Origin of the sequence: Kribbella sp. NPDC051587 (genome assembly GCF_044453945.1) — a bacterium.
In the GTDB taxonomy this organism is placed as follows: Bacteria; Actinomycetota; Actinomycetes; order Propionibacteriales; family Kribbellaceae; genus Kribbella.
The window spans coordinates 125,573-141,086 of the sequence record NZ_JBITDE010000009.1 but is presented as its reverse complement, the minus strand read 5'-3'; the positions used below and the strand labels follow the sequence as shown (position 1 = coordinate 141,086).

The window sequence follows — 15,514 nt, the reverse complement described above, 5'->3', positions numbered from 1 at the left end:
AGAGATTTCGGGACGATGTCTGTTGATGTCTTCGAACATTCACTCAACGCTTTCGGGGGCGTACCGCGGAGTTACATTTTCGGCCGATGGAATCCTTTCTCACTGGAGGAATCATGTCCCGATCCCGCCCCGTCGCGAGAATTCTCGCGACAACGCTCACCGCCGCGGTCGCCGCCGCGACAGTGGTCACCGGTCCAGCTGTCGCACGGACCGATCGCGTTCCCCTCGGCGAGCCCGCACCGCACGGCGCCCACAGGCTGGGTGCGGTGCCGGCCGACCGGCAGTTGGAGGTAGCGGTCGCGCTGCGACCGCACGACGAGGCCGGCCTGAATGCTTTCGTCAAGTCGGTGAGCGACCCGGCGTCCCCGCAGTACCGGCACTTCCTGACCAGCCAGGAGTACAACGAGCGGTTCGGTCCGCGGCAGTCCGACGTGGATGCGACCGTGGCTTTCCTGCGGGCCGAAGGACTGCGCGTCACCGGCCTGTCCGGCAACCGGCAGATCGTCGACGCAGTCGGGACACCGAAGCAGGTCAAGGCCGCGTTCGGTACGACGGTCGGCAGGTACTCTGATGCCAAGGGCAACCAGTTCGTCGCGAACGACGCCGTACCGACGATCCCGGCGAGCCTGTCGACCGTCGTCCGGCGCGTGGTCGGGCTGGACAGCCGCCCGACCGCGCATCGCGCGGCCGCACCGGCCGGTCCGGCGGGTCCCGCCGGTGGGTACACGCCCGCGCAGTTCCGCACGGCGTACAGCATGAAGAACCTGTCCGGCGCGTACGACGGCAGTGGACAGACCGTCGGCCTGATCGAGTTCGACGCGTTCAAGCAGTCCGACATCGACGCCTGGACAAAGTACTTCGGCCAGCCCGCGGTCAAGCCGACGGTGGCGCCGGTCTCCGGCGGCGTACCGAGTCCTGGATCGAACCAGCTGGAGGTCACGCTCGACATCGAGGCCGTCGCGGCGACCGCCCCGAAGGCCGCCCAGATCGTCTACGAGTCGCCCAACTCCGACAAGGCCTGGGTTGACCAGATGGCCAAGATCGCGTCGGACAACGCGATCACCATCCTGTCCGGCTCGTGGCTGCTCGGCGAGAAGTGCGAGGCGGACCCGATCGCGCCGTCGCACGACTCGTACACGCAGATGGCCGCGCAGGGCGTCACGATGCTGTCGGCCTCGGGTGACTGGGGTGCGACCGGTTGTGGGTACAACGGTGACAACTCGACCATCCAGGCCGACTACCCGCCGAGCGACCCGCTGTTCACGGGCGTCGGTGGTACGCAGCTGAAGACCAGTGACAGCGCCGGTACCTGGCAGTCGGAGTCGTGCTGGAACCAGGGCGGCAGCGGCAACACCCGCTCCGGTGGTGCGTACTCGATCATCTACGACCGGCCGGGCTGGCAGACCGGGACCAACAAGTACCGGTCGGTGCCCGACGTCGCGCTCGACGCCGACTACGGCGCCGGCGCGCTGTCGGTGTACATGAACGGCGGCTGGCAGGACGTCGGCGGCACCAGCTTGTCGTCGCCGTTGTGGGCCGGGTACGTCGCGATGGTCAATCAGAAGGCCAAGGCCGGCGGCAAGGCGAACCTGGGTGGGATGAACCCGACCATCTACGCGATCGCCAAGTCCTCGCAGTACTCGTCGACCTTCCACGACGTGACCAGCGGCAGCAACGGGACCTACAGCGCCGGAACCGGGTACGACCTGTGCACCGGTTGGGGTACGCCGCAGGGCGACAACCTCGCCGACCCGTTGATCAACGGCGCGACCCCGCCGGCCGCCAACGACTTCTCGATCGCCGCCGACCCGTCATCGGTCAGCGTGGACCCGGGTAAGACGGTGACGACCACGATCACCACCAAGGTGACGAAGGGTTCGGCGCAGACTGTCGCACTGACCGCGAGTGGCCTGCCGTCCGGGGTGACCGCGAGCTTCGAACCCAGCTCGGTGACCGCCGGGAACTCCTCGATGCTGACTCTCACCGCGGCGAGCACGGCGTCGCCGGGCACCACCTCCGTGACCGTCACCGGCAAGTCCAGCGAGACGAGTCACACCGCGACGGTCGCGCTGACCGTCAACGGGTCCGGGCAGGGTGACTTCTCACTGAGCGTCGACCCGAGCTCGGCCACGGTGGCGGCCGGACAGTCCACGATGGCCACCGTGAAGACCACGGCCGCGCTGCGGGCCGGCAGCGGCGCGCATCCGTCCGTCGTCGGTGGTGAGACGACAACGGTCGACAAGTACCCGTTCATGATCTCGATGCGTCGTGAAGGCAGCGCCTTCCCCGGCAAGCAGTCCTGCAGTATGGCGCTGGTCGGTCCGCACACCGTGGTCGGCGCAGCCCACTGCCTGCTGGAGAACGGCGGTGAGAAGTGGTTCATCTACGGAGCGACGAACCTCAACGAGGACGGCTTCCGGGCCAACATCAAGTCGACCTGGACACATCCCGATTACACCAGCTGGCGGACCGGCCACGACGTCGCCGTGATCACGCTCGACCGCGACGTACCGGTTCCGGCCGGGATGGTCTACCCAACGATCGCGACCGACACCAGCGTGAACGCGCCGGGCACCATGGGCCGCGGTATCGGCTGGGGCAAGACCAGCTCCAGCACGTACTCCGACACCTTGCGGACGGCGGAGTTCCCGGTCGCCGAGGACTCGGCGTGCGCGCAGCAGCAGGACCTGAGCGGGACCTGGAAGTCGGACGGCTCGATGCTCTGCACCGGGTACGCGGACGGTCACAAGGGCGTCTGTGTCGGTGACAGCGGCAGCCCGTACCTCGAGGGCAGCCAAATCGTCGGCTTCTTCTCCTGGATGTCCAACGCCTGCAACACCTACGGCGTGTACTCGCGGGTGACGACGTACGCCGATCTGGTCAAGGCGCAGCTGCCGGGCGGCCCCGCGGCCGGCGACATCGCGTTGTCCGCCAGCGGTTTGCCGTCCGGTGCGACGGCGACCTTCGACCCGTCGTCGGTGAACGCGGGCGGCTCGTCCAAGCTGACCATCGCGACGAACGCCTCGACGCCGGCCGGCACCTACACCGTGAAGCTCACGGGCAAGAGCGCGACCACCAGCCGCGACGCCACCTTCACCCTGACCGTGCAGTCCGGTCCGCCGAGCGGCACTGTCACGGTCAAGGACCCGGGCTGGCAGTTCGTGCAGCGCGGCCGGCCGGTCAACCTGCAGTTGCAGGCGAGCGGCGGAACCGGTAGTTACCGCTGGACGGCCACCGGTCTACCGACCGGCCTGTCGATCAACCCCACCTCCGGCCTGGTCACCGGGACGCCGACCACGTCCGGTCAGATCTACAACACGACCGCGACGGCGACCGACACCAACGGTGTTGTCGGTAAGCGTCAGTTCAGCTGGTTCGTGAGCTGACCGGCTGACCGGTGGGTGCCGCGGCGCCCACCGGTCAGTCCCATTCCCAGACCAGTCCGACGATGCCGGGCTGGATGTCGGTCCGCACCAGGTGCGCGGTGTCGGACGCCCCGATCCACAACGGCTGGTCGAGCTGTCGTGGGCCTTCGAGAGTGCGCTGACGATACGGCACACACTGCGCCGGGACCTCCCCGACGAACTCGATCTGCAGCACGTACTGGCGATTCGGCCGGGTGAAGCGGCGGTGGTAGAACGTCAGCTCCGGGCCGGACGGAAACAGCGCCTCGTACTCCAGCACCGACCGCTCGCCCGCGGCCAGCCGCTGATCGAGCATCAGTTCGGCCACCGTGGCGCCGGATCCGGTGTCGGAGCGGCTCCGGCCGAGCCGGCAGTACCGCATTCCGGTCAGCTCCGTCCTGGTCGGCTCCTCGCTCCAGAGATAGACCACGCACCGGTCGACCCAGTCGGCGGTCGCCTCGACCACCAGTCTGGTCCGTACGGCGCTCAGCCGGCGCCGCTCGTCCACCAGCACGTGCTCGTGCACGTCCAGGAACGTCAACTGCCCGTCCGGGGGAGCGTGCATCGCTGCGATCAACGGGCTGTGCGCCGGCCACAACCGCCGCCGGTCGACCGCCCCCGGCTCCGCCGCCCGCCCGCGAGGGCGCGGCGACCCGAGAATCGTCACCAGGGTCTCCGGCGGCAAGCCGAAAACCTCTTCGAGAACGCGGACCGCCCGCAGGGACTCGGCCCGCTCCGGCCGGCTCCGCCCGTGCCGCCAGTAGCTGAGCGCCGCTCGGCTGACGCTGACCCCGCGATCGGCAAGGTGATGTTGCACGCGCTCCAAGCTCAGCCCGCGCACGACGAGCGCGTGGTCGAGGACCTCGGCGAACGTTCCGTGCCGTAACAACCGGCGCAACTCACGATCCAGCGGCACAGATCCCGATCCCGTCATCACACCTCCCGTCCGCGTTCGACGAGCACTCTAACCCCGGCACCGACCATTGCGAAGGCTCCGCCGGCCGATCCCCGCACCGGCGACGAGCAGAACTTATTGCTATCGGCCACCATCTGATTCCCGAGTCGGCCGAGCCGCCCGCGAACTCCGCCAGTCGGTTTGCTTGGGGCCCTGGGCTGCTCGGGAGCGGGGGGTCCTGTTGTCGGAGGAAGCGTCTTGCTAGTCAAGGTTGCGTTGGTAGAAGTCGTAGGCGGCTTGTTTGCTGACGCTGAGGGCGGTGCCGACCTGGCTCCAGCTAGAGCCTTCTTCGCGGACTTGGCGGATCATGTGCCAGCGGGCGCGGGTGAGGATTTCGACGAGGCAGCGGCTGATGCAGAGTGGCCGGACTGGCGCGGCAAGGCCCTCGAACTCGGCATAGGCACGGTTCTGCACGTACCTATGGTCATCGGTAACCGCACCACCGGCGTCTTGTCCCTCTTCAACCAGACACCCGACAGCTTCGGCACCGACGACGAGGCGATCGCGCACATCCTCGCCCGGCACGCCTCAGTCGCCCTCGCCTCCGCCCGGCACGAGCAGACGATGGCCCGGGCCGTCGACGCCCGCAAAATCGTCGGCCAAGCCATGGGCATCCTCATGGAACGCTTCGACCTCGACAGCGACCGCGCCTTCGCCATCCTCAAGCGCTACTCCCAAGACACCAACCGCAAGGCTGCGCGACGTCGCCCAAGACGTGGCCGCAGGGCCTGGAACTCCTACGGAGCACAAACGGTGCAATGGCCTCACTACTACACCGACGATCAGTACTGGTCGGGAGTATCAAGCTGATGCGCGGCTGTGACGAGCAGGTTGCTGACCATTCCATGTTCTCGTTCATCTCATGCAGCGAGGGCGATGCGGTCAAGTTGCTCGCCGTAGATGGCGGGGAACGGCGCGCATGACGCGGCCGAGGTCGTCGGTGATGGCGGAGACGCGTTCGCTGCGGCCGTCGTCGTCGATGTAGATCATGACGGTGCGGACGTCGGCGTCACCACAGGAGGTCCTGGATGTCTTCGGCGTTAAGGCCACGGCGCTTCTGGTCGGTGATGGCGGTAGCCCGCTGCGGGGCAGCAACGAGACCTGATCCGAAGCGACCTCGGTCGTGGAGATCTGGCCGAGATGGTTTTCAACTCTCTGCCGCGAGTCGCGGTGCCCAGTACACGATGACCAGCGTGTGGCATCGACAAAGTTGCAGGTTGCTGCAACTGGTTTTCGGTCAAGACCGGTAGACCGGTGGGTGGCTGTCGTGTGAGTGTGGGGTCTCTGCTCGGCTTCAGCAGTGAGGCTTTGAGTGGGTCTTCTTTTGCTGGGGGTTCTGCATGTCTGTGGGGCGATTACGCCTGCGCGTTGCCGGTACGGCGGCGGGTACGGCGTTAGTGTTGTTGTGCACAGGGTTGGTGATGGCGCCGGCGCAGGCTGCGGTGTCTGCAGTACAGACCGCGCAGTTCACCGGGGCGCGGCCATCGGCGACGCGAGTGCCCTTCTCGATCTCGGACAAGGTGTCCGCCTCGGTCGATGTCGCGACCGGGAACCTGTTGGTGACGACGTCAGACCTGTCGTTGCCGGGGATTCAAAACGATCTGCAGTTGGGGCTGGTGTTCAACAGTCTGCGGCTGGTCTCGGGTGCGGCGCTGCCGTCGGGTGCTGCCGGCGCCGGGTGGGCAATGCGCGTCGGCCAGGACACAAAACTGATCGTGAACAGCGACAACTCGGTGCTATACCTGGCGCCCGAGGGCCGTGAGGGCTTGTTCCAGCCGGCCACGTCGACGACGTACACGCCGCCGGCCGGATTCAAGGTCGCGATGGTCAAAACCAGCACTGGCTGGACGGTGACCGATCACTCGAGCAACACGGTCTCGACGTTCAACACGGCAGGGACCCTGTCGTCGGTGAAAGACCGCAACGGCCAGACCGCGACCTTCACCTACACCTCGGGCAAGCTGTCCCAGGTGGTCTCGACGCGGGGCGGTGCGGGTGCGAAGACCGCGAACTTCACGTGGTCGGGCAACGTGGTCACGATCGCTCAGGCTGGTGACGACGGCACCCCGCGCGATGTCGAATACACCTACACGAACGGGAAGCTGACCAAGATCAGCGACCCGACCGACAAGCCCACCTCGTTCGGCTACGACGCGACCAGCGGTGATCTGGTCACGGTCACCAACGGTGAGGGTAAGCAGACCGCGTTTCAGTACGACGGTTCGCACCGGGTCAAGAAGGTCACCCAAGACGGTGGTGCGGCGACCCGGTTCACCTACTACTCCTCGGGTGAGACGTATGTCGCGGACCCGAACAACACCGCGACCAACCCCGCCGATGGCGCACAGACCTATTACACGCTGAACGCGCAAGAACTCGTGACGAAGGCCGTGGACCCGTTGAACCGGGTGCGGTCGAAGACGTTCACGCCGTTCAACGACACCGCGACGTCGACCAACGGCGCGGGTGCGGTGACGACGTTCGGGCACAACAGTGCCGTGAACGGCGGCGAGTCGCTGACCGATGTCACGTCGGCGATGGGCGCGAAGTCGACCGCGGCCTACGCGAACACCGGCGCGTCGAAGTACCTGCCGTCGGGCGGCAAGGACAGCCAGGGCAACGACTCCCTCATGACCTACGACGGCGCCGGGAACCAGCTGACCTCGGCGAACTCGTCGGCCACGTCGACCTCGACGGTGACCTACAACCCCGACGGGACCCTGGACACCTCCACGGACCCGCGCAACAACGTCACCAGTTACGGCCGCAACGCCGACCACCAGATCACCAGCATCACTCCACCGACCACGTCCGGCCTGGCCGTGATCGGTGTCGACTACGACGGCTTCGGCCGCCTGCACTCGGTGCGTGACGGGCGTGGTCTGCGCACGATCTACGCCTACGACCGCGCCGACCGCGTCAAGACGATCCAGTACTCCGACGGCACACCGGACGTCGCGTTCACCTACGACCGCGCCGGCAACGTCACCACCCGCACCGACGCCTCCGGGACCACGACCTGGACCTACGACGCCCAGAACCGCGTCACCTCGCGCACCTCGTCGGCCGGTGGCGGGACGCTCGGCTACGGGTACGACAAGGCCGGAAACCTGACGTCGAAGACCGACGCCCGCGGCACCACCAATTATGTGTACGACAAGGCGAACCAGGTCGTCGAGATGACCCCGCCGAACGGCCAGAAGACCGTGTTCGGCTACGACGACAACGGCAAACGCACCGACACCTGGTTCAACACCAACACCGCCCACACGACCTTCGCCGCCCACACAAAGACAAGCTTCGACAAGTCCGGCCGCATCTCGCGGACGTGGACGTCTCGGGCATCGAACGACGCGACCAAGGTCTACGACACCGGCTTCTGCTACTCCCCGTACGTCTCCGGCCAGGCCTGCCCGTCCGCGTCCGCGTCGACCGACACGGGTCTGATCAAGTACTCGACGAACAACCTGACCAGTGCCCGGTCGGACTACACCTACGACACCTCCAACCGGCTGACTGCGGTGTCGAACTACAACGGCCACTCCTACGCCTACACCTACGACAAGGCCAGCAACCGGTTGACCGCGAAGGTCGACGGCGCCACGAGCCAGACGCTGACCTACAACACCGGCAACGAGATCTCGTCTGCCGGTTACACCCACGATGCGTCGGGTAACCGCACCAGTGACCCGAACCAGGGCACGCTGACCTACAACGACGCCGGTCAGACCGTGACCCGGACGAAGAACTCGACCGTGACGAACTACACCTGGGCCGGCGGTGACCAGAACGAGCTGGTTTCCACGACCACCGGCACCGCGAGTACGTCGTATGTGTACGGACGTGGTGACCGTAACGGGGTGCCGACGATGGAGTCGTTCACCAAGAACGGCCAGACCAGCTACCTGGACACCGACCCGTCCGGTGCGCCCATTGCCCTGACGACTGGTAGCGGTGTCGACTACTACACCCTCGACAACCAAGGATCACCCGTCGGCCTGGTCAACGGTTCCGGTGCGGTGACCGCCACTTACACCTATGACCCTTACGGTCAGCAGACCGCTGCCACCGGCACCTCCGCAGCGACCAATCCGCTGCGCTACGCCCAGGGCCTGCTCGACGAGCAAACCGGCTGGCTCAAACACGGCGTCCGCTACCACGACACCACCACCGCCAACTGGACAGCCCAAGACCAACTCAGCCAATTCCTCCGCCCCGACGCAGCCAGCCGCTACGCCTACGTCGGCGGAAACCCGCGTAATGCTATCGACCCGACTGGCTACGACGATGTAGATGACCTTGGTGATAATGTCAACCGCTACGCCGATCTGTACGACAACTACGGCGGGCTTGTCGGCGCAATCCCCGGTGGTATCGCCGGCGGCGTTCTTCTGTCCGAAACAGGACCCGGAGCCGTGGGGGGCGCGCTTGCCGGAGCGGGCATCGGGTACGCGATAGGCAGCCAGCTCGGAAAAGCTGTGGGAACCGTAGCGGGGACCGTCGACTACATCCTGGAGCACTAGAATTGAGTGACAGCATGGACGGGTTTCCAACTCGCTCAGAGAAGATTTCATTGGTAATAGGCGTCGTGTTGATGGCTGCGTTCCTGGTCACGTTTGGCACGTTGCCATCCGGTGCGAACGGGGTGGTAATTGCTGCTGATGTACTACTAGGAGTGGTTGCGTTCGTCTTGCTTCTGACGCCGCCATTGGTACGAGTGATCAAAATAGGGAAGAATTTTCTTAACCGTTGACGTGGATCGATCCGATCGTGGCTTGCTGAGCGATTGGCGGAGCGGTCTTCTGTGAAGGTCGGCCCGTGTCCCTTTCCCTGAAAAACGGGGATCCACGGGCCGGCTTGTGTTCCACAGGCAGGAGAGTTCTGTCCGCTTCGTAGCTGGCTACAGCCGGAGCGGTCCGGTAATAGGTTTGGCACCATCCCATCGCCGCTCGGCCACCGCCTCATCCGCACGCAGAGTTGAGGTCCGCGACATGACCTCGACGGCGATCCCCGCGACTGGTCCGGAGCGCCTTTGAGCATCAGCCTGGACTCGAGCCGGACCCGCAGCAGCGGCGGGTCCGGGCTGGGGCTGTCGATCGTACGAGCGATCATCAAGGCGCACGGCACCACGATCACCCTCACCCCCCGGGTCACTCAGCTGGGCGGCCAAGCAGTCTTCCTCGGAGTCGTCATGCTGGTGACGCAGCCGAAGTTTTGGCTCAACTCGGTGATAGAGGGTGTGCCGAACCTCGTCGTCGCGCCGACTACTTGAAGGTCACCGGCGACGTCCCCACTTGGCGGAGGCGCCGATGCCGGCCAGGTGCAGGGCGATGCAGAGCAGGCCGGCCATCAGGAGGGTCTGCGGGGTGAACGCATCGCTGACCGTGGCGTTGGCCCAGTCGAGGATGAGGGCCAGTCCGAAGATCACTGCGGCGATGATGGCGAACATGAGGTGATTCTCCTGTCGAGATCCGGGCGGGGATGGGCAGGGGAACTAGTGCCCCACGCGGGCGCTCAGCTAACTCCCTACGGACCGTGCGCACAAGGGGTTGTGCCCCTCCGGAACTGAAGGGAGCTCGGCCAACGCAAGCACCGAACTCGGTTCACCCGCCGCCACTGCGAACACCCGCGGAACGCCGATCAGAGGCTCGGTTCTGAAAGCCCGGTACGCCGAAGATCGCGGCGGCGTTCGGAGTGTTGCCTGCTCGCACTCTGCGTTGGAGAGTGCGCAGGTCAGCGGCAAGCTTCGGGTACTGACACAACACATCGCCAGACCCGTCCGGGTAAGGCGGTGGTCAGGGGCTCGAGTCCCCTCGTCGGCTCTTTGATCAGGCAATATAGGCGCGCACTACTCAAGGTTTTGCGCCGGACCACCCGACGAATGCCGCTGGTTCGCGGCCATGCCCGTGCATGGCTCTCATCGCCGCTTCAAAGTGCTGAGCGGTCTCCGGGTTCCGCTGTCGGCGGCCGAAGTAATCATCCACCGTGGTGGAGGTCTGGGCATGGCCGAGCTGGTCCGCGACCTGCCGCGGCGTCTGCCCAGCCTCCTCAGGAATTGTCGCTGTCGACTTCCGCATGGAGTGCGCCGTCACCCACTCGAGCTCATCAGCCAGTGACCGCAGCCAGCCAACTCCGTCAACTCCAGAAGAGCCGTTCGATCCGAACGACCAAGACCGTACGGGTCCGCAAGGGCAGCAGCGGGTGGACGCCTAGAGACGCTCTCCGAGATCTCGCGCCAGCCAGCCCGGAGTGTCGAAGCGGACGGGCTGAGCTCCGACCAGCTCCGTCAGGAGCGACTCGAGCTCCGCGAGCTTCGCGGCGCCGATCTGCCGCTGCCACCGGTTCCGCAGCTCGTCGAAAATCTGCTCACCCTCGCGCAGCAAGGTTGACCCGCGCTCCGAGACCTCCAGGCGCATCCGGCGGGCATCAGCCGGATCCACCTTCCGTTCGACGTAGCCCCGCTCCTCGAGCACTGCGACCGTCCTGGCCGCCGCCTGCTTGGTCACCGCCATCCGCCGGCCCAGCTCGGAGGCGCTGTCGGCGCCGGCGGCGATGGCTCGCAGCGCGAAGTCGTGGAGTGGCCGCACGTCCTCGTAGCCACGGGCGGCCAGTTCCAGCGTGGCCGCGTCGACCAGGGAGCGAAAACCGCCGAGCATCAACAGGGCCAGATCGGCACCGGAACGAGACATGCGTTAAGCCTAGACAACGACAACATTGTTGTCTATCGTGAACGACAACAATGTTGTCCATTCGAGGAGCTCAGTGTGCCCGTCACACCGTCCGGCGCCACCGTGCCCGGCATCACCCACAGCGTCATGAGCGTGAACGGAACCCAGTTGCACTACGTCTCGGCCGGCGCTGAAGGGACGCCCGTCGTCCTGGTCCACGGCTTCCCGGAGACCTGGTGGGTCTTCCACAAGCTCATCCCCTTGCTCAGTCCGACGCATCGCGTCTTCGCCGTCGACCTGCGTGGCTTCGGGGACTCCGCGACCGCGGGACCAGCCCACGACAGCTCGATCGCTGCCGCGGACGTGAGCGAGTTCATTCGGACCCTCGGCGTAGGCCCCGTCCATCTGAGCGGCCAGGATGTCGCCGGAGCCACCACCTACCGCGTCGCCGCGACCCATCCCGAACTCGTCAAGAGCCTCACCGGCATCGAGACCGGACTGCCCGGATTCGGAGTCGAGATGCTGGGCGACGTCACCCATGGCGGCGCCTGGCACCTCGGCGTTCTCGCCGCACCGGGCATCGCCGACATGCTTCTGCGCGGGCGCGAGCACGCTTTCCTCGCCGACTATGCGATCCCCACCATGAACGGCACGCCGGATGCGTTCACCAGCGAGGACATCGCCGAACTCGTGCGTACCTATCAGCGGCTGGCCGCCTGGGCCGGAGCCACCGGCCTGTACCGCTCGTTGCTGTCGGAGGGCGAACAGATCAAGGAACTCGCCACCCGCAAGCTCGACCTGCCCGTTCTCGCGGTCGGGGGCTCGTCGGGCGACTTCACTCCGAACACCTTCGCCCAGGTCGCCGCGGACGTCACCTCGGTGCGGCTCGACGGCATCGGCCACTTCGTCGCCATGGAAGCACCCGAACGCCTCGCAGAAACCCTCCTGGCCTTCTACACCAAGGTCGACCAGTCCTGACGCGACGAGCTCACTCGGTGGTGTCGAGACGTGCGGTCCACTTCTGCTCGATCCGGCCGTACTTCCAGACAGCGAGCGCGAGCAGCCAGGTGACGACGAACAGCGCGACGATGCCGTAGCCGACGTAGTTCAGATCGACCCCGGCGATACCGGCCAGCGGTCCGGTGGTGATGCCGATCTTGTCGGTCAGGATCGAGATCAGCTCGATGGTGCCGATCACCAGCGCGACCGCGACGGACAGGCCGGTGATCGTGAGGTTGTAGTACACCTTCCGGACCGGCTTCGAGAACGCCCATCCGTAGGCGAAGTTCATGAAACAGCCGTCGATCGTGTCGAGCAGGCTCATCCCGGCGGCGAACAGGATCGGCAGCGTCAGGACGGCGTACCAGGGCAGGCTGAAGGCCGCGGCGCCACCGGCCAGCACCAGCAGACTGACCTCGGTCGCCGTGTCGAATCCGAGACCGAAGAGCAGGCCGATCGGGTACATCTGCCAAGGTTTCCGGACCGCCTTGGTGGCGCCCGCCAGGATCCGGTTCAGGAAGCCGCGCTTGTTCAGCTGCTCCTCGAGCGCGGCCTCGTCCAGCTCACCGCCGCGCATCCGGCGGAACACCTTCACGATCCCGACCAGGATCACCAGATTGATGATCGCGATGACGTAGAGGAAGACACCCGAGACGACGGTGCCGATCACCCCGGTCGCCTGCTGCAGCGCGGAGGAGTCGTTCTCGACCTGGCCGGCCAGCGCCTTGACTCCGGCGCCGAGCAGAAAACACAGCCCGAAGACGATCGAGGAATGTCCCAGAGAGAACCAGAAACCGACCGACACCGGCCGCTGCCCGTCGGCCATCAGCTTGCGGGTGGTGTTGTCGATCGCGGCGATGTGGTCGGCGTCGAACGCGTGCCGCATCCCCAGGGTGTAAGCGGTCACGCCAAGCCCGACACCGAACACCCCCGCGCTCCCCAGTTCGTAGTGCCGGGGCTCGATCACGAGCAGCAGCAGGCCCCAGCCGATGAGGTGCAGGGCGGCGACGAACGCCGCCATCCCGCCGATCGACACCCATTCGCGCCGCGACAGCGCCGCCACCACGCGGCGTGAACGATCGGCGACAGAGACGGTGCTGGTCATCGGCGGCCTCCTGATGCAACGCTGTCGCAGGAAGCGGCAACAGCCAGGGATTCGGAGCCGACCTCGGTTCAGATCGGTGCGAATCCTAGGACCGGCCGTTGGCGCCGCTGGTGTTGATGGTGCCGTTGACGCCGGCGGAAAGAAGCCGCCCTTGGTGGTCTTCGGTCGCCGGCAGGTCGTAGCCCGCACCGCGCAGGCAGAGCTCGGCTTCCAGGTACTCCAGGTTCAGCGCGAAGTTCAGCACCGTGCCGTTGCTGGGCTTGGCCTGGTCGTGGTGACCGTCGATGGCTCAGGCGTACTGGTTCTCCTTCGACAGCTACCGCGCCGGTCGCCATCCAGGTCAGCACTGGGGGTTCGGCGGCGACAGGAACATGGGCAGTTCCTAGCGAGAATTCGGCGTCCGCGGCCGCCCGGACAGGTCGCATCTCTCGGTAACGTCGCCGTAAGGCAGCAACGCTGGTGAGGGCGATGCGCCGGGCATAGCTTGGCCTGATGAAATCGTGGCGGCTCGTCGTGCTGGTGACCGCGGCACCTGTCGCCCTGGCCGTCGCTGGACTCATTCATCCTCACTTTCTGACCAGGGAGACCGCGCGGTCCTGGCAGCAGTTGCACGTCTACCTACTGCCGATCTTTCCGCTGCTCGCACTGGGGTTCATCGTCCCGCTGTGGCGGCGACCCGAACGAAGCCTCGCCGGTGTCGCGACCGTAGTGGCCTGGGTCGGCGCGTTCACCTACGCGGTCTTCTACACCGGCCTCGACCTCGTCGCCGGTTACGCGGCAGGCACCGTCGCCCGCAACGGTGCTTTCACCGACTTCGGTGCGGCGATCCAGCCGCTGTTCGCCGGGGGCGACGCGTTCGGACGGATCGGGGTCTACGGCTTCCTGCTCGCATCCGCCGCGATGACCGTCGCGCTCCTCACCCGGTACGGCGTCCGCGCAGCGCCAGCCGGCATCATCCTGATCGCGGCCGGCTGGTCGTTTCGCGACAGCCACATCTTCTGGCCTCGCGGTGTTCTCACAATGCTTGCCATCGGCATCGGATTCGCCCTGACCGTGCGACTGGTCTCCTCCCGGTCGAAGCTGCCTCCGGATGCGTAGGAAGTGGCCGGGGAGGGGACCGGGGGCAGACTTCACCCGATCAGGAAGGTGCTCCTCGTGCCCACTGTCTCGCGTACGTTCACCGTCGTTCCGGCGCCCGATGTCGTCGTCCCCTATCTCGCTGACTTCGGTCATGCCGAGGAGTGGGACCCCGGCACCGAGAGCTGCACCCGCACGGACAGTGGTCCGGTGCGGGTCGGGTCGACGTGGCACAACGTGTCGAAGATCGCCGGCATCACGACCGAGTTGACCTACACCCTCGAGGAGCAGACCGGTGACCGCGTCGTACTGGTCGGCCGCAACGAGACCGCCACCTCGACGGAGACCATCGACGTCACTCCCGACGGCAGCGGGTCGAGCATCACCTACACCAACCACATCGAGTTCAACGGTGCGGCCAAGGTCGCGAGCCCGCTGGCGAAGCTGGTCTTCGAGAAGGTCGGCCACGACACCGAGCGGCAACTGACCGACGTACTCAACAAGCACGTCGCTCGGTAACCCGTCGCAAAGGCCGACGGCTGTTCAGTTGACGATCTCGTCGACCAACTGCCCGGCCTGCTTCTCGGTGAAACCGCGGTCGATCCAGACGTCGCCGCCCTGCAGGAGCTGTCCGACGGTTCGGACCGTGACGATCCGGTCGTCGACGAGGATCGCCAGCCGGTCGCGTGGTGGATCGGTCGCGGCCAGTTCGGCGGCGAGCTTCCGGAATGCCGCAACCCCTGCGTCGCTCAGCTCCAGGTCGACCACCCACCGCTTCGGGCCCTCGAAGCTGACCTTCACCCCGTGCCAGGCACTGGTGGGCACCGCCCGCGCTCCGAGCGTGTACTGCGTCCCCGCGAGATCGCAACGGACGTCCGGCCCGGTCGGCGGCCGCGTCGGCTCGCACGCGTGGTCCGCAGCCGCCAGCACCCGCCGGAACTCCAGCGGCTCACCACCGGCCCGGCTCACCGGACCCGCCGGCGATTCGTAGCCCGGATCATGCCGTCGTACCAGCACCACGACCACGAGGACGGTCAGAACCAGCGCTAAGACCCACCCCGCGCGCTTCCGTGCCGCCGACATGTCGTCGGATGCTAGCGCCTCGCCGAGCCACTAGGGCAGTTTCGTCGAGGACGCGGTTGCTAGTTCAGGGTCAGGTTGGCCCAGAGCTTCTTGTAGTCGGAATTGGGAGTGGCGCCGACGTCTGAGGAGTTCAGGGTGAAGTCGGAGGCCTTCATGAAGACGTCGCCGTGGAAGTCGATGTGGGTCGAGCAGACGACGAATCATGACCAAACTCCTGGGGCGG

14 protein-coding genes are annotated in these 15,514 nt (G+C 66.3%); 7 read left to right on the top strand and 7 right to left on the bottom strand.

The features are described 5' to 3' along the window. Positions 1-113: 113 nt before the first annotated feature. Positions 114-3,386 (top strand): trypsin-like serine protease, encoded by a 3,273-nt coding sequence (locus ACIA49_RS28595; RefSeq protein WP_396380535.1) that lies wholly within the window; start codon positions 114-116, stop codon positions 3,384-3,386. A 34-nt stretch (positions 3,387-3,420) separates the two neighbouring features. Here ACIA49_RS28595 and ACIA49_RS28590 read toward each other — a convergent pair whose 3' ends face one another. Then, positions 3,421-4,338, bottom strand: a complete 918-nt coding sequence (locus tag ACIA49_RS28590; protein WP_396380532.1) for an XRE family transcriptional regulator — start codon at positions 4,336-4,338, stop codon at positions 3,421-3,423. A 219-nt stretch (positions 4,339-4,557) separates the two neighbouring features. Here ACIA49_RS28590 and ACIA49_RS28585 point away from each other — a divergent pair, with 219 nt between their 5' ends. Next, positions 4,558-5,169: an ANTAR domain-containing protein gene (locus ACIA49_RS28585; RefSeq protein ID WP_396380529.1), complete on the top strand. Its 612-nt coding sequence runs from the start codon at positions 4,558-4,560 to the stop codon at positions 5,167-5,169. Between the two features lie 72 nt (positions 5,170-5,241). Here ACIA49_RS28585 and ACIA49_RS28580 read toward each other — a convergent pair whose 3' ends face one another. Then, positions 5,242-5,409: a hypothetical protein gene (locus ACIA49_RS28580; protein WP_396380527.1), complete on the bottom strand. Its 168-nt coding sequence runs from the start codon at positions 5,407-5,409 to the stop codon at positions 5,242-5,244. Between the two features lie 290 nt (positions 5,410-5,699). On the opposite strand from ACIA49_RS28580, the gene ACIA49_RS28575 reads away from it, so the two are divergent. Together ACIA49_RS28575 and ACIA49_RS28570 are read left to right on the top strand one after the other, a co-directional pair. Next, entirely contained in the window at positions 5,700-8,882 is a 3,183-nt protein-coding gene (locus ACIA49_RS28575; protein ID WP_396380524.1) for an RHS repeat-associated core domain-containing protein, read from the top strand. A gap of 509 nt (positions 8,883-9,391) precedes the next feature. Continuing rightward, entirely contained in the window at positions 9,392-9,631 is a 240-nt protein-coding gene (locus ACIA49_RS28570; RefSeq protein ID WP_396380522.1) for an ATP-binding protein, read from the top strand. 3 nt (positions 9,632-9,634) lie between these two features. Here ACIA49_RS28570 and ACIA49_RS28565 read toward each other — a convergent pair whose 3' ends face one another. Continuing rightward, positions 9,635-9,808 carry a hypothetical protein gene (locus ACIA49_RS28565; RefSeq protein WP_203590475.1) on the bottom strand — a complete coding sequence of 58 codons (174 nt, stop codon included), beginning with the start codon at positions 9,806-9,808 and terminating at the stop codon, positions 9,635-9,637. 760 nt (positions 9,809-10,568) lie between these two features. Then, complete coding sequence (locus ACIA49_RS28560) at positions 10,569-11,048, bottom strand: MarR family winged helix-turn-helix transcriptional regulator (RefSeq protein ID WP_396380517.1); 480 nt, start codon at positions 11,046-11,048, stop codon at positions 10,569-10,571. Positions 11,049-11,123: 75 nt separating this feature from the next. Between ACIA49_RS28560 and ACIA49_RS28555 the strand changes: the two genes are divergently transcribed. Then, positions 11,124-12,005: an alpha/beta fold hydrolase gene (locus tag ACIA49_RS28555; RefSeq protein ID WP_396380515.1), complete on the top strand. Its 882-nt coding sequence runs from the start codon at positions 11,124-11,126 to the stop codon at positions 12,003-12,005. 10 nt (positions 12,006-12,015) lie between these two features. Here the strand turns inward: ACIA49_RS28555 and ACIA49_RS28550 are convergent, their stop codons facing one another. After that, positions 12,016-13,131 carry a HoxN/HupN/NixA family nickel/cobalt transporter gene (locus ACIA49_RS28550; protein WP_396380513.1) on the bottom strand — a complete coding sequence of 372 codons (1,116 nt, stop codon included), beginning with the start codon at positions 13,129-13,131 and terminating at the stop codon, positions 12,016-12,018. 85 nt (positions 13,132-13,216) lie between these two features. Next, positions 13,217-13,375: a hypothetical protein gene (locus ACIA49_RS28545; RefSeq protein WP_396380510.1), complete on the bottom strand. Its 159-nt coding sequence runs from the start codon at positions 13,373-13,375 to the stop codon at positions 13,217-13,219. Positions 13,376-13,623: 248 nt separating this feature from the next. Here ACIA49_RS28545 and ACIA49_RS28540 point away from each other — a divergent pair, with 248 nt between their 5' ends. Further along, positions 13,624-14,229, top strand: coding sequence for a hypothetical protein (locus ACIA49_RS28540; protein WP_396380508.1), 606 nt, complete (start codon positions 13,624-13,626; stop codon positions 14,227-14,229). Positions 14,230-14,286: 57 nt separating this feature from the next. After that, positions 14,287-14,727, top strand: a complete 441-nt coding sequence (locus ACIA49_RS28535) for an SRPBCC family protein (protein WP_396380505.1) — start codon at positions 14,287-14,289, stop codon at positions 14,725-14,727. Positions 14,728-14,751: 24 nt separating this feature from the next. Here ACIA49_RS28535 and ACIA49_RS28530 read toward each other — a convergent pair whose 3' ends face one another. Then, on the bottom strand, positions 14,752-15,291 hold the full coding sequence (locus ACIA49_RS28530; RefSeq protein ID WP_396380502.1) for a SecDF P1 head subdomain-containing protein: 540 nt from the start codon (positions 15,289-15,291) through the stop codon (positions 14,752-14,754). Between the last annotated feature and the right edge of the window lie 223 nt (positions 15,292-15,514).

Bases quoted from the DNA above. Each gene is read 5' to 3' on its own strand.
- ACIA49_RS28595 (WP_396380535.1), top strand. From the start codon at position 114: ATGTCCCGATCCCGCCCCGTCGCGAGAATTCTCGCGACAACGCTCACC.
- ACIA49_RS28590 (WP_396380532.1), bottom strand. From the start codon at position 4,338: ATGACGGGATCGGGATCTGTGCCGCTGGATCGTGAGTTGCGCCGGTTG.
- ACIA49_RS28575 (WP_396380524.1), top strand. From the start codon at position 5,700: ATGTCTGTGGGGCGATTACGCCTGCGCGTTGCCGGTACGGCGGCGGGT.
- ACIA49_RS28565 (WP_203590475.1), bottom strand. From the start codon at position 9,808: ATGTTCGCCATCATCGCCGCAGTGATCTTCGGACTGGCCCTCATCCTC.
- ACIA49_RS28560 (WP_396380517.1), bottom strand. From the start codon at position 11,048: ATGTCTCGTTCCGGTGCCGATCTGGCCCTGTTGATGCTCGGCGGTTTT.
- ACIA49_RS28550 (WP_396380513.1), bottom strand. From the start codon at position 13,131: ATGACCAGCACCGTCTCTGTCGCCGATCGTTCACGCCGCGTGGTGGCG.
- ACIA49_RS28540 (WP_396380508.1), top strand. From the start codon at position 13,624: ATGAAATCGTGGCGGCTCGTCGTGCTGGTGACCGCGGCACCTGTCGCC.
- ACIA49_RS28530 (WP_396380502.1), bottom strand. From the start codon at position 15,291: ATGTCGGCGGCACGGAAGCGCGCGGGGTGGGTCTTAGCGCTGGTTCTG.